General features: G+C 60.8%; 12 protein-coding genes and 1 pseudogene. 4 read left to right on the top strand and 9 right to left on the bottom strand.

Annotation, left to right across the window (positions count from 1 at the left end):
• Positions 1 to 33: 33 nt before the first annotated feature.
• Positions 34 to 1,731, bottom strand: a complete 1,698-nt coding sequence (gene ade, locus HJB84_RS32305) for an adenine deaminase (RefSeq protein WP_221117876.1) — start codon at positions 1,729 to 1,731, stop codon at positions 34 to 36.
• Between the two features lie 117 nt (positions 1,732 to 1,848).
• Complete coding sequence (locus HJB84_RS32300) at positions 1,849 to 2,952, bottom strand: branched-chain amino acid ABC transporter substrate-binding protein (RefSeq protein ID WP_207581344.1); 1,104 nt, start codon at positions 2,950 to 2,952, stop codon at positions 1,849 to 1,851.
• Between the two features lie 457 nt (positions 2,953 to 3,409).
• Here HJB84_RS32300 and HJB84_RS32295 point away from each other — a divergent pair, with 457 nt between their 5' ends.
• Complete coding sequence (locus HJB84_RS32295) at positions 3,410 to 4,324, top strand: HD-GYP domain-containing protein (RefSeq protein WP_207581343.1); 915 nt, start codon at positions 3,410 to 3,412, stop codon at positions 4,322 to 4,324.
• Positions 4,325 to 4,399: 75 nt separating this feature from the next.
• On the opposite strand, the gene HJB84_RS32290 is transcribed toward HJB84_RS32295, so the two are convergent.
• The 6 genes from HJB84_RS32290 to HJB84_RS32265 form a co-directional block, all read right to left on the bottom strand.
• Entirely contained in the window at positions 4,400 to 5,725 is a 1,326-nt protein-coding gene (locus tag HJB84_RS32290) for an aspartate aminotransferase family protein (RefSeq protein ID WP_164013674.1), read from the bottom strand.
• A gap of 313 nt (positions 5,726 to 6,038) precedes the next feature.
• Positions 6,039 to 6,356, bottom strand: coding sequence for a helix-turn-helix transcriptional regulator (locus HJB84_RS32285; RefSeq protein ID WP_164013673.1), 318 nt, complete (start codon positions 6,354 to 6,356; stop codon positions 6,039 to 6,041).
• Between the two features lie 116 nt (positions 6,357 to 6,472).
• The gene (locus HJB84_RS32280; protein ID WP_207581342.1) at positions 6,473 to 7,222 is read right to left on the bottom strand and encodes a HugZ family protein; all 750 of its coding nucleotides are present in this window, start codon (positions 7,220 to 7,222) and stop codon (positions 6,473 to 6,475) included.
• A 31-nt stretch (positions 7,223 to 7,253) separates the two neighbouring features.
• Positions 7,254 to 8,306, bottom strand: a complete 1,053-nt coding sequence (gene choV / locus HJB84_RS32275; protein WP_207581341.1) for a choline ABC transporter ATP-binding protein — start codon at positions 8,304 to 8,306, stop codon at positions 7,254 to 7,256.
• Positions 8,303 to 9,148 carry a choline ABC transporter permease subunit gene (gene choW / locus HJB84_RS32270; protein ID WP_207581340.1) on the bottom strand — a complete coding sequence of 282 codons (846 nt, stop codon included), beginning with the start codon at positions 9,146 to 9,148 and terminating at the stop codon, positions 8,303 to 8,305. Before choW ends, choV begins: the two co-directional genes overlap by 4 nt.
• 73 nt (positions 9,149 to 9,221) lie before the next feature.
• On the bottom strand, positions 9,222 to 10,178 hold the full coding sequence (locus HJB84_RS32265; protein WP_207581339.1) for a choline ABC transporter substrate-binding protein: 957 nt from the start codon (positions 10,176 to 10,178) through the stop codon (positions 9,222 to 9,224).
• A gap of 236 nt (positions 10,179 to 10,414) precedes the next feature.
• On the opposite strand from HJB84_RS32265, the gene HJB84_RS32260 reads away from it, so the two are divergent.
• From HJB84_RS32260 to HJB84_RS32250, 3 genes are all read left to right on the top strand, one after another.
• Positions 10,415 to 11,017, top strand: a complete 603-nt coding sequence (locus HJB84_RS32260; protein WP_207581338.1) for a thymidine kinase — start codon at positions 10,415 to 10,417, stop codon at positions 11,015 to 11,017.
• 137 nt (positions 11,018 to 11,154) lie between these two features.
• Positions 11,155 to 12,228 (top strand): hypothetical protein, encoded by a 1,074-nt coding sequence (locus HJB84_RS32255; protein WP_207581337.1) that lies wholly within the window; start codon positions 11,155 to 11,157, stop codon positions 12,226 to 12,228.
• A 148-nt stretch (positions 12,229 to 12,376) separates the two neighbouring features.
• A complete protein-coding gene (locus tag HJB84_RS32250) occupies positions 12,377 to 13,507 on the top strand; it encodes a DUF2333 family protein (protein ID WP_207581336.1) in 1,131 nt (376 codons plus the stop codon).
• Positions 13,508 to 13,518: 11 nt separating this feature from the next.
• Here HJB84_RS32250 and HJB84_RS32245 read toward each other — a convergent pair.
• Positions 13,519 to 13,831: pseudogene (locus tag HJB84_RS32245) on the bottom strand (PAS domain-containing protein); the annotation flags it as partial.
• Between the last annotated feature and the right edge of the window lie 119 nt (positions 13,832 to 13,950).

Below are 13,950 nucleotides of genomic sequence, written 5' to 3'. Positions count from 1 at the left end.
TCTCACGAAATCTCGTATGCCATATCAGTTGTATCACCCGATCAGTGCGAACTTGTCCACATCCACCATGCCGCGGTCAGAGATCTTCAGGTGCGGGATGACCGGCAGCGGCAGGAAGGCGAGTTGGAGGAAGGGTTCCTCCAACGTGGCGCCGAGAGCGAAGGCGGCCTTACGCAGATGGTGCAGCGTATCGCGGACCGTTTCATAGGGCTCGAGGCTCATCAGGCCGGCGATGGGCAGGGCGATTTCGCCGGTAACCTTGCCATCTTCGACAACGACGAAGCCGCCCTTGATCTCGCCGAGGCGGTTTGCGGCATGCGCCATGTCTTCCTCGCTGACGCCGACGACGCAGATATTGTGGCTGTCATGGCCGACGGTGGAGGCGATCGCGCCTTTCTTCAGGCCAAAGCCCTGGACGAAGCCGTTGGCGTGGTTGCCGTTCTTGCCATGGCGCTCGATGACGGCGACCTTGATGATGTCGTTGGCAAGGTCGACCGCCGTCTCGTTGCCCCTGACGGGCAGGCGGTAGCGGCGATGCTCGGTGATGATCTTGTCCGGCATGACGCCGATAACTGGCGTTTCGCCCTCGGCGACCGGCACGCCGAAATGGGCGGCGTTGACGGGCCGGGCCTTGACGCTGTCGAGGCCGATCGGTGCAACCGGTCTGCGTGAGGAAAAGAGCGCATCGGTGACGCGGCGGCCGGCGGAAAAGACCATGTCGGCACGGCAATCTTCCAGGCTCTCGAGTACCACCAGGTCGGCGCGCCAGCCCGGCGCGACCAGGCCCCGGTCCCTGAGGCCGAAGGCGCGGGCGGCCGAGATCGAGGCGGCGCGGTAGATCGCCAAGGGCTCGACGCCGCTTGCGATCGCCGTGCGGATCATGTGATCGAGATGGCCCTGTTCGGCGATATCGAGCGGATTGCGATCGTCGGTGCAGAGCGCCAGGAAGGGTGAAAGCCGCTCGGTGATAATGGGCATCAGCGCGGCAAGATCCTTGGATACCGAGCCCTCGCGCACGAGGATATGCATGCCTTTGCGGATCTTTTCCAGCGCCTCGGTGGCGGTCGTGCATTCATGCTCGGTGCGGATGCCAGCCGAGAGGTAACCGTTGAGGTCGTTGCCGGTCAGCAGCGGCGCGTGACCGTCGATGTGGCCGCCCTGGAAGGCGTCGAGCTTGGCCATGCAGACGGGATCCTTGTGGATCACGCCGGGGAAATTCATGAATTCGGCAAGGCCGATGACCTTCGGATGGTGGCGGAAGGGCAGGAGGCGCTCGATCGGCAGATCGGCGCCGGAGGTTTCGAGATGGGTTGCCGGAACGCAGGAGGAGAGCTGGACGCGGATGTCCATGATCGTCTCGAGCGCGGATTGGAGAAAGAACTCGATGCCGGCTGCGCCGAGCACATTGGCGATTTCGTGCGGATCGCAGATCGCGGTGGTGACGCCGTAGGGCAGAACGCAGCGGTCGAATTCATGCGGTGTGACGAGCGAAGATTCGATGTGCAGATGCGTGTCGATGAAGCCGGGAACGACTGTTTTTCCCGATATGTCGATCTCGGTTTCACCCTGATAATTGCCCGAAGTGCCGACGATGCGATCGCCGCCGATGGCGATGTCCGACTGGACGAGTTCGCCGGTGACGAGATCGAAGAAGTGCCCACCCTTCAGCACGATATCGGCCGGCATGCGGCCGACGCCCTGGTCGATGAAACGCTCAAGTCTGCTGGTCATGGCATTGCTCACATTGCAACCGATTCCGAAGTTATAGCCGATCTGCGGCGACATGCGATGCCTGCAAACAAAACCGGGCGCCGTGGTGGCGCCCGGTCGCTGTCTCGATGTCGTGGCTTACTCGGCGGAAACGATCTTGCCGCCTTCCCACTTGTAGAGCGAGAAGCTTTGCGAGGTCAGGTCGCCGGTTTCGCCATAGGTGACCTTTCCGATAGCGGTCGGGATCTCCTTGCCGTCCTTCAGAGCGGCCGCGACGGCTGCACCATCCTCGGCGCTGCCGGCCTTCTCGATGCCGGCCTTCAGCACTTCGACAGCGGCATAGGCGTTGAGCGTGAAGGCTTCGGCCGGGATGTTCTTGGCAGCGAGCGCCTCGGCTGCGGCCTTGGAATCCGGGCTCTTCGTTGCGTCCGAGGCGTTGGTGAAGACGGTGCCGGCGGCGGCATCCGTGCCGATTGCCCAGAATTCGGTGTTGGAGAGGCCGTCGCCACCGATGATCGTGGCGTTGGCGGCGAGGTCATGCAGCTGGCGGGCGAGCAGGCCGCCTTCAGGGTGGTAACCGCCGAAATAGACGACGTCGGCTTTCTCCGACTTGATGCGGGTGGTGAGCGCGCTGAAGTCCTTGTCACCAGGGGTGATCGCGTCGTTGACGACTTCGGTGATGCCGCCGGCGTTCAGCGTCGCCTTGAAGGCGTCGGCGAGGCCTTTGCCGTAGGCGCCCTTGTCGTTGACGATGGCGACGCGCTTGTCCTTGAAATTCTTCAGCACGTATTTGGCGGCAACTTCGGCCTGCTGGTCGTCGCGCCCGCAGGTGCGCAGCACGTTGGTAAGACCGCGCTTGGTCAGGTCGGGGGCCGTCGCAGTCGGAGTGACCATCAGCACGCCGTTTTCAGCCAGCACGTCCGACACCGGAATGGCGACACCCGAGGTGACCGGGCCGACGACGAAGCGAATGCCGTCGGCGACGACCTTGTTGGCGGCGGAAACACCCTGCTTGGGTTCGCCGGCATCGTCGGCCAATTCGAGGATAACCTTCTGGCCGAGAATGCCGCCCTTCTTGTTGATCTCGTCGACGGCGGTCTGAGCGCCGTTCTTTACCTGGTCGCCATAGGCGGCGACGGGACCGGTCAGCGGCGCAATCAGGCCGATGGTGATATCGGCGTGAGCAAGCGGTGCAAAGGCGAGCGACGCAACGAGGGTCGCCGTCAATGTCTTGAGGGTCATAGTCTGTCTCCTTGGATGGGGTCATTGACCCGCGATGAGGTGCTACGCCGGCTTTCCGGATCGTTCAACAGCGCTAGGCTGTGCCAAGGACGATCGATTTCGGCGCGATCAATACGTCCTCCGGCCATATTTGGCTCGGATGGATGCAACGGCAAGATTTCTAAGAATTTTGGTGAGATTCCGCAAGATGATAACAAAATGAAACGAAAATCGAGGCAGCGCGGCACGGTTTCGTCGAAAATCGTTCGATCCGGCCCTGTCTTCCGCTTTTCGGAGGAGGCTCGGGGAGCCCATATAAGGGATGAGCGGATGTTCTCTCGTATCTGGAACTTCAATTTTGTTTGAGATTAACATTTGATTCTACCAATCAGAGTAGAATCATTGTTCGTGCATATATTGCTGCGATGCAAAAACGGTCGACGATAAACAGAGAGATATTTCAGGAACAGAGATCTGCATGCTCAAGCGTATCGAAGCCAGACAGGTGCGCACCGGAATGTTTGTCGAGGCGATCGAGGGTGTGTGGCAAGATCCTCTTCTGTCCAAGAGAAGATTTCTCCTGCGCCGTGAAATGGATGCCCTGACTCTTCGCAAGAGTGGCATTCCAGGCGTAGTCATCAATACCAGCAGGGGCGTCGATATTGATGGCCTGCCAACTGGCAATATCGAGATCGACACCAAGGCCGCACACGAGACGATTCAGAAATCCGTGCAGGTGCTGGAGAACGTTTTCGGTCGGTTGCAGCATGGCGATGGGATCAGCGTCGATCAGGTGGCGCCGGTGATTTCCTCGGTCTCCAAGTCGATCGATCAGAACCCGACCGTCTTCCTAAGCGTTACGCGCCTGAAATCCAGGGACGAGGTGACGTTCCTGCATTCCATTTCTGTGAGTGCGCTGATGATCCTTTTCAGCCGCCATCTCGGACTTGACGAGACAACCGTGCAGATGCTCGGCACAGCAGGATTGCTGCACGACGTCGGCAAGCTCGAAATTCCGCTCGAGGTGCTCAACAAGGAAGGACGCCTGGACGAAGACGAGATCAAGATGATCCGCGACCATCCGGAAAAGGGACACGCAATCCTGTCGCGTCAGGAAGGCATGCCGGAGATCGTTCTCGACGTTTGTCTCAACCATCATGAGCGGATCGACGGCAAGGGTTATCCCCGCAAACTTTCCGAGACGCAGGTCAGCTTCCATGCGCGCCTTGCGGCGATTTGCGACGTCTATGACGCCGTCACCTCGGTGCGACCCTACAGGGCGCCATGGAGCGCCAGCCAGGCACTGAAATGGATGCTTGGTAACGAAGGGCATTTCGATCGCCGGCTTCTGAAGAAATTCGCCCTCTGCCTGTCGGTCGCCGCCGTGACCTGAGGTGGATCCATCAAAAAAGGCCTGCGTGGACTTGCGCCCGCCGCAGGCGATGATGCCGAAAGCTTGAGAACTTTCTCAGATATTGTTCTGCAGGATGGTCCGCAGCTTGCCGAAGAGTTCATCGATGTGGTGCTTCTCGATGATCAGCGGCGGAGAGAGTGCGATGATATCGCCGGTGGTGCGGATCAGCAGGCCGGTTTCATAGGCTTTCAGGAAAGCGGTGAAGGCCCGCTTGGTCGGCTCGCCAGCGATCGGATCGAGTTCGATCGCGCCGATCAGGCCGGTGTTCCTGATGTCGATGACATTGGGGCAGTCCTTCAGTGAATGCAGCGCGTCGGCCCAGTAATCGGAAAGCTCGGCGGCGCGTGTTAGCAGCCCCTCTTCCTTGTAGGTGTCGAGCGTGGCGAGGGCGGCGGCGGAGGCGATCGGGTTGCCGGAATAGGTGTAGCCGTGGAAGAACTCGATCATATGCTCCGGACCGTTCATGAAGGCATCATGGATTTCGGAGGTGACGAAGACGGCGCCCATCGGAATGACGCCATTGGTCAGTCCCTTGGCTGCGGTGATCATGTCGGGCTTGACGTCGTAATATTGCGCGGCGAAGGGCGCGCCGAGGCGGCCGAAGCCGGTGATGACCTCGTCGAAGATCAGAAGGATGCCGTGTTTGGTGCAGATCTCGCGCAGCTTCTGCAGGTAGCCCTTCGGCGGGATCAGGACGCCGGTGGACCCGGCCACCGGCTCGACGATGACGGCGGCAACGGTGGAGGCATCATGCAGGGTGACGATACGCTCGAGCTCGGTGGCGATGTCGCCGCCATGCTCGGGCTCGCCGCGGGTGAAGTTGTTCTTGCCGGGCTGGTGGGTATGCGGCATGTGATCGACGCCGGTCAGCAGCGTGCCGAACATCTTGCGATTGCTGACGATGCCGCCGACGGAAATGCCGCCGAAGTTGACGCCGTGATAGCCGCGCTCGCGGCCGATCAGGCGGAAGCGAGACCCATTGCCCTTCACGCGGTGATAGGCGAGCGCCACCTTGAGCGCCGTCTCGACGGATTCGGATCCGGAATTGGTGTAGAGAACGTGGTTCAGGCCTTCGGGAGCAATGTCGACCAGGCGGTTTGCCAGTTCGAAGGCCTTAGGGTGGCCGAGCTGGAAGGCCGGGGCGTAATCGAGCTCGCCGGCCTGCTCACGGATCGCCTCGGTGATCTTCGGGCGGCAGTGGCCGGCGTTGACGCACCAGAGGCCGGCAGTGCCGTCCAGCACCTGACGGCCGTCATGGGTCGTATAATACATGTCCTTGGCGCCGACGAACATGCGCGGCTCCTTCTTGAACTGGCGATTTGCCGTGAACGGCATCCAGAAGGCGCGGAGATCGTTCGGTGCATTGAGGCGATTGGACATCTGTTCTCCTGGCCGCTGACGGCCCTTTCCGGGGCTTCACGCCCAAATTTTGACTGCCCGGTCAAATTATCAGGGCTTCCCGAGGCGTCAACGGGGAAAACGCCCGAGAGCCACTGGGGGCCGGAGGTTCGAGTTGCTCCAATCAATCTGGGAATAGCTCGGGGCCGACAGGCGAAGTTAAAAAGGCACGACCGGCAAATCGCAAGGTTTGCCGGTCGTGCCATAAGGTTCAGGTGCTGAAATATCGTTGTCGCGTCTCCGGGAACATCCCCTTACGCCACGACATCGGCCGACATTCATGTCAGCGCTATCATCAAGCGGCAGATCTGTTCCGATTCTGCACGAGATAGATGTCTTCGAGCGTCGCCAGGATCTTCATCACCGGCTCGGAGGTGCTCGAATAATAAATGGTTTGTGCGTCTCGGCGGGTCTTGACCAGCTTTTGAGCGCGCAGTTTCGACAGGTGCTGGGAAAGAGCCGACTGGCTGAGGCCGACCTGCGTTGCAAGCACGCCGACGGCCACTTCGCCCTTCACGAGGCTACACAGGATCAGCAATCTCTTCGGGTTGGCCATGGCCGATAATAACGCTGCCGCCACATTGGTGTGATCGGCCAAATCCGTGGTGTCCATATTGTTATCTTCCTAATGCGAAACGTACATCATTCATGTGGGCACTGGCCGCCAGTCGGGATTTTGACCGACGCCAGAAACTAGCAACTGGGGTCGAAGATTGTATATACCTAAATTTAAGGTATCGAGTATGCTATTTTAGATATGTTTGAACAAATGTGATCGGCATCCCCAATGAGGGTTTCGAATTCGTATCGCAGCAGATAATCGCCGGAAATCATGTCAAAACCTGAGGGATCGATACCACAAATGCGCCAAGAAGCCGATTCCGGCGCCTTTAGCCTGATAGCGAGGGTCTCGGTCACATCGGGGTAGCGCGCTACTAAATCTCGCACTGCTTCTGCCGCCCCGGCGGCGACTTCTTCATTCGCGGACGACTGGATTATGAGATCGTTTGCGTCGAGCAGGTAGGCGCGGCCGAAGCCGCCATTGAAGCTGGCCCGTTTCGGCTTGAGACGGAAGAACAGGAAATCAGGAAAGTCGAGATAAAGCTTCGCCTTGGCGTGGCGAGCGAGAAAACGCGTGCGGATGCGCTCGTAGAACGCATTGCCGCGCTCGACGGGTTCAGCGAGGCATTGGGTTGTCAGGCGAGGGTGGGCGAGCGGATCGCCCTTGCCCGGCTCGCCGGTCAGGAGTGAGGCGCGCGGGTCCTTGGCAAGCGCCCTGGTATGGGCCGACAGTTTCGAAACGAGGATGACGGGGGTGCCGTCAATATCGGTCGCGACCAGCACGCGGCTGGCGAAGGGGAAGCCGGTCTCGGGGTCGAGAACGGCAATCGCCGCGTGCCGCGCGGAGCGCAGAAGCACGCGCGCAAGCTTGCGGGCATCGTCGTCGGTTTCGCGTATGGGCGAGGGTTGATCTTTCATATCCGCTTTGTGGCAAAGCGGATTGAAAACATCAAGCGTCCTGCTTGCGGCGATGGCGGGTGAGGCCGGCAACGATATCCTGGGCCGAGACGGTGCCGACGATCGTGCCGTTCTCGACGATGCCGATGCTGCCGGGCTGGCGGGCAAGGGCATCGAGGATATCGACGAGCGGGGTAGCGGCACGGGCCGTGGCGCTGACGCTCATGCCGGCGGCCGTCTGACCGAGACCGGGTTGCATCACGTCGGCCGCCGTCAGCATGCTGATCGGGTTGAGATGCTGCACGAAATCGGCGACATACTGGTCGGCGGGGTTCTTGACGATGTCGTGCGGCGTTCCGCATTGGATGATATGGCCGCCCTCCATGATGGCGATGCGGTTGCCGATGCGGAAGGCCTCGTCGAGATCGTGGCTGACGAAGAGGATGGTCTTCTTCAGCCGCCGCTGGAACTCCAGGAGCTCGTCTTGCAGGCGGGTGCGGATCAGGGGATCGAGCGCCGAGAAAGGCTCGTCCATCAGCAAGATCGGGGCGCCGGTGGCAAAGGCGCGGGCAAGACCGACGCGCTGCTGCATGCCGCCTGAGAGTTCGTTGACCTTGCGGTCGGCCCATTTCGTCAGGTTGACGAGCTCGAGCTGTTCACCGACGCGCCGCTTGCGTTCGGCCTCCGGCATGCCGGCGAGTTCGAGGCCGAAGCCGACATTCTCGGCGACGGTGCGCCAGGGCAGAAGAGCGAATTGCTGGAACACCATGGAGACGGTGTGGGTGCGCAGCTCCCGCAGCGCCTTGGCGTTGCATCTGTAAGGGTTGACCGGACCATTGGAGGTCGAGACCGAGACGTCACCGCGCACGACGGGGGCGAGGCCGTTGACGGCGCGCAGCAGCGTCGACTTGCCAGAGCCGGAAAGGCCCATCAGCACCAGGATTTCGCCTTCTTCGATGGTCAGCGAGGCATTGGCGACGCCGAGCACCAAGCCGGTGGCGGCGCCGATTTCGTCACGTGTTTTGCCCTGGTCGACCATGGCAAGCGCTGTTTCCGGCCGGTCGCCGAAGATGATGCTGACATCCTTGAAGCTTACCGCGGTCATGCGCCGCCTCCTTCACCCGCCGTGCGGAATATGCGGTCGAGAATGATCGCCAAGATGACGATACAGAAACCGGCTTCGAAGCCCTTGGCGATATTGACGGTGTTCAGCGCGCGCACGACCGGCACGCCAAGCCCGGGCGCCCCAACGAGGGCGGCGATGACCACCATCGACAGTGACAGCATGATGGTCTGGGTGAGGCCCGCCATGATCTGCGGCATGGCAAAGGGAAGTTCGATCTTGCGCAGCACCTGGATCGGCGTTGCGCCAAAAGCAACGGCGGCTTCGACGAGGGACGGCGGCGTCGAGATGATGCCGAGGCGTGTCAGCCGGATGGGGGCGGGGATGGCGAAGATGACGGTCGCGATCAGGCCCGGAACCATGCCGAGGCCGAACAGGATCAGCGCCGGAATCAGGTAGACGAATGTCGGAATGGTCTGCATCAGATCGAGCACCGGGCGCATGGCGGCATAGACCCAAGGGCGGCGGGCGGCGGCAATGCCGAAGGGAATGCCGATCACCATGCAGACAAAGGTGGCGGCGAGCACGAGGGCGAGCGTCTCCGTCGTCTCCTTCCAATAACCCTGGTTCACGATGAGCAGGAGCCCAAGACAGGTGAACAGCGTGACTGCGATCGACCGGCGCAGCCAGAAGGCAAGGGCGGTGATGGCAGCGATGACGATCAGCGGGTGGGGCTTCTGCAGCACGAAGAGCAGGCCGTCTATGGCGCTCGACAGCAGGAAGGCGAGCTGGTTGAAGAACCACTCGCCGTTCGATGTCAGCCAGTCCACGAAGGATTTGGCCCATGAGCCAATGGGAATCTTAGCCTCGGTGATCCAATTCAAGGGGCGCGCCTATCCAAAAAAATCAACAATCGGACAAAAATGAAACGGGGCGGCGAGCCGCCCCGTCATATCATCAAAGGCCGAGGCCGGTCTTGGCAGCCGCCAGAGCGTCGCCCTTGCCGTCGCGAGTCTTGACGCCTGCAAGCCAGGGGTCGAGGGCTGAGGGGTTGGCCTTCAGCCATTCGGTCGCCGCAGCTTCCGGCTCCTTGCCGTCGTCGAGGATCTTGCCCATGATCTTATTCTCCATATCGAGGGAGAATGTCAGGTTCTTCAGCATCGCGCCGACATTCGGGCATTCGCCGAGATAGCCGGCGCGAACATTGGTGTAGACCTTGGCGCCGCCGAAGTCCGGACCGAAGACGTCGTCACCGCCTGTGAGGTAGGTCAGCTTGAAATTGGTGTTCATCGGATGGGGTTCCCAGCCGAGGAAGACGACGGGCTTGCCTGCTTTTTCGGCGCGAGCGACTTGCGCCAGCATACCCTGTTCCGAGGATTCGACGACTTCCAGATCCTTCATGCCGAAGGTGTTCTTTTCGATCAGATCCATGACGAGGCGGTTGCCGTCATTGCCGGGCTCGATGCCGTAGATCTTGCCGTCGAGATCGTCCTTGTGGGCGGCGATATCCTTGAAGTCCTTGATGCCGAGTTCCGCACCCTTGGCGTTGGTGGCGAGCGTGTACTTGGCGCCGACGAGGTTGGGGCCGAAGGATTCGACCGACTTGTCGTCGAGATAGGGGCGGACGTCCTTTTCTTGCGTCGGCATCCAGTTGCCGAGGAAGATGTCGATGTCCTTGTTCTTCAGCGAGGTATAGGTGACCGGTACCGAGAGGACCTTGATGTCGGTCTGATAGCCGATGCTCTTCAGGACGACGGAGGCAGTAGCGGTGGTGGCGGTAATGTCAGTCCAGCCGACGTCCGAGAAATGTACGGTGGAGCAGCTGTCGGGATCCGCGGCGAAGGCAGCGGTCGCAACGGAGAGTGTGGCGATGGCAGTGGCAGTGACGAATTTGAACGTGCTTGTTGTTTTCATTTTAGACTCCCAGTCTTTAAGTTCCCAAGCCAACCACCAATAGCCGAGTTTGACAAGCGACCTCAGTGCGTTTGCGTCGTATCGACCCATGCGATTGCGACGTCGGGCAGATTTTTGGAACTATATTGTTTTTGGGGCTTTCAGCAGTTTTTGAGCGGGATTCCTGTGATTATCACTGTTGCAGGGCTTTTCTTTGCCATTGTGAGCTTTCAATAAGCCGATCAAGGAGAGATCGGATGGCAAAACTCTATTTCAACTACTCGACTATGAATGCCGGCAAGTCGACGATGCTGCTGCAGGCCTCCTACAATTATCAGGAGCGCGGTATGCGCACGGTGCAGCTGATCGCTGCCTTCGACGAGCGCACCGGCCGGGGCGTCATCGGCTCGCGGATCGGGCTGGAGGCGAGCGCCATTCCCTTCGAACCGCACGAGGACCTGTTCCGGCTGATCGGGACGCTGAGCGGTGAAGGCGCGCCGATTGCCTGCATCTTCGTCGACGAGGCGCATTTCATGACGCCTGTCCAGGTCTGGCAGCTTGCCCGCGTCGTCGACAGGCTCGGCATTCCTGTGATGGTCTACGGGCTGAGAACCGATTTCCAGGGCAAGTTGTTTCCGGCCTCGCAGGAACTGTTGGCGATCGCCGACGAAATGCGCGAGGTGCGCACGATCTGCCATTGCGGGCGCAAGGCGACGATGGTGGTGCGGCTCGACGCGGAGGGGAAGGTGTTGCACGAAGGCGCGCAGATCGAAGTCGGCGGCAATGAGAAATATGTCTCGCTCTGTCGCAGGCATTGGGATGAAGCGATGAACGGGGCTTGGATCGCCGAGCCGGTCTGAAGCCGCGATGCGGCCTGCTTTCTTTGGCGCCGCAAGCAACATGCTTTCGATTTTAAGCAATTCCGGACGGAAAACCGCTCACACTTTTCGGCACCATGCTCTAGCTTGAGAAGCACGAGATTCCCTGGAGAGGCCTGGTGCGTAAACCTCCGCCATTCGACAGCCAATACGAAGCTGCAGGCATCCTTGCCGAGAGGATTGCGGCCGACGGAGACTATTGCGTGGCCGCAATCAGCGCCTTCAGCGCCGATGAGGCACGTTCGGCCGACGAGGTCTTCCTCGAACAGAATTCTCGTTTCCAGGCCCATATCGCCGATGCTTCCGCGCTTGACGCCCTGCAGGCGGAGCTGGTCTTTTCCCTCGACCGGCTGACGGCGGAGGTTTCGGCCGATCTCGACAGTTTTCGGGGGCTGACGCTGCGCGAAAAGATGGCCGGCTGGACGTCGCGCCAGCGGATGTGGCGCATGTATACCGAACGTGTGCGCGAGGCCCCCGTCATCGAACGGTTGCTCGAACTTCTGACGAAATCGGACGCGCTCGCCAGACTGATTGCCGGCCAGCGCGCTTCGATCATCGAACGGCACAGGGCCGCCGAACGCGGTCTCATCGACATCGTCGAGCAACGGCGCCGACTGGTCGATTCCATCGATATTGCCCGCCTGAAGATGAAGGAACTCAATGCCAAGGCGCTGACGACGCAGGGCCGTATCGGCGTCTACGGCAGCAGGGCGCATTGGGAGCAGATGGAGGCGGAGCGGCGGGCGCTGAAGGCGGAGGCCGAGCAGATTTCCGCCGGGGAGCACGAGATGCGCGACGACAGCCAGCGGCGCGAGCGTTTCATCGGCCTGTTCCAGACCTTTGTCGATTCGCTGAATGGCCGGATCGCCGCTTGTAGCGTGCTGCTGCGCAAGCTGATGATCGACGTCGAGGAGCGGCTGATCATCTATCAGGCGCAGGTCGATACCGACCGGCCCGGCATGAAGATGCGGATCAGGCCGGAACTCTTTCCTGATATCGCCGCGCCAATCAGGCTGTTCGAAAAGGGCATGCTGGTCGCCCAGGATCTGGAGCGGCGCAAGAGCCGCGCCGATCTGGAATTTACCGGCAGGTTTCCGACCTATGCCGAGCCGGCGCCGGACAAATCGGGAGCCCCTCTGATCGATACGGCGCGCAGGTCCTTCCGGTTCAGCCTGCCTTTCCTGCGTTCCTGAGCCGCAAGACGTCGTCAGCACCTCTTTTCCGCAAGGCGCCCTTGCGAAAAATCGGAGGGCTCGTGTTGTGCTCGGCCGATCGAGCGCATATGTGGATGCGACGGGGCCGCAATGTCCTGATGTTCGCCTCGCCTGACAGGAGACGACGATGCTTGACCGGATAGCCGGTTTTTTCAGGCTGATCGGCCAGACGATCGGTCGCTGGGTCCGCCTGTTTTTCGCCTGGGCCTTCTGGCCCATTCTTGCCGCGCATGGCTGGTATCAGCGCCGGAGTTGGATGATCCGGCTGCCGGTGATCGCGTTCGTGGCGCTCTTCGTCGTGCTCTACGGCTATTTCTTCTGGCAGACGCAGGCCTGGTCGAATTTCAACACCGCCTTCGTCGACCAATACCGGCTTGCCGAACGCAAGGTTGCCGCGGGACAGGAAATGCCGGTCGCCGAGGGAAGCAACGCCACGGCAGCCAAGACCTGCCAGCGTTCGGCGATCATCGACGTCACGGCCGACCTGACCGACTTCAACGTCAACCAGAACGCATGGATCTCCTCCATGCTGCTCTACAAAATGGGCTTTTTCGGAATCGACTGGGATCACACGCCTTTCCTCGACAACAAGGCGTCGTTCCAGCGGGGCATCAATCAGGCGGTTCGGCGGACATCGGCAGAGCTCGTCGATACGCTCGGGCGCGTGCGCGGCACGTCGGGCATCAACAACGACCTGCAGAGCGCCCGCGGCAATCTGCAATTCGACGAATACAGCTGGTATTTCGGGCTCAATCCCTTCGGGCCGAAGACGCCGACGCCCTCCTATTACCGTTCGGCGATCGGCAGCCTGCGCAAATTCAACACCGATCTTTCCACGTGCAGCGTCATTTTCGACGGCCGCGCTGACAACCTCATGCAGTTCATCGACCGCATTGCCAACGATCTCGGCGGCACGTCCGACATGCTCGCCGAGCGCTCGGAAAACCACAATCGCGGCTGGTTCGATACCCGCGCCGACGACCGGTTCTGGTTCGCCTACGGCCAGCTCTACGCCTATTACGCCATCCTTGCCGCCGCGCAGGCGGATTTCTCGCAAGTGGTGCAGGAGCGCAATCTCGGAGCGGTCTGGGGCAGCACGATGCGGCAGTTCCAAGCGGCGTTGCGCATTCAGCCGGCGATCATTTCGAACGGGCGCGAGGACGGCTGGATCATGCCGAGCCATCTCGCCACCATGGGCTTTTATATTCTCCGGGTGCGCTCGAACCTAGTCGAAATCCGTTCGGTGCTCGACCGGTAAACCCCGTGGAGTCAGCGGGGTCTCGCATCGTCCTCGAAACCGACGACGCGCAGCCGCTCGACGCATTCATAGGTGACGCCGACGATGCCGCCGCCGCTTTCATCGTCACGAAAGCGGCCGACGCTGCGCACCAGCTTGTAACCGCCAAGCCGGCTGTCGACGCGGTATACGAAATGGAAGCCGACGCCATGACGGCTCGCCTCTTCGAATGTCTGGGCGATCAGGCTGCGGTCCTCCTCATGGATGCGCGACATCAGCTCGGTCAGATTGACGGGGCCGTTGCTGTAAGGGGAGGTCGAAGATCTCGTGTACATCCTGACCTGCCACTGAACTTTCATCCAGCTGCGATTGGAGCCTCGGGGGTTTTGAATACGCCAAGTGGCGCGGTGTGAGCAACCGGCGGAAACGCGAAGCTTTCATCTTGCGCAGCGTTGGAGCCGGTT

Source organism: Rhizobium sp. NZLR1b, assembly GCF_019685155.1.
Classification (GTDB): domain Bacteria; phylum Pseudomonadota; class Alphaproteobacteria; order Rhizobiales; family Rhizobiaceae; genus Rhizobium.
This window is presented reverse-complemented; position numbering and strand designations above follow the sequence as displayed.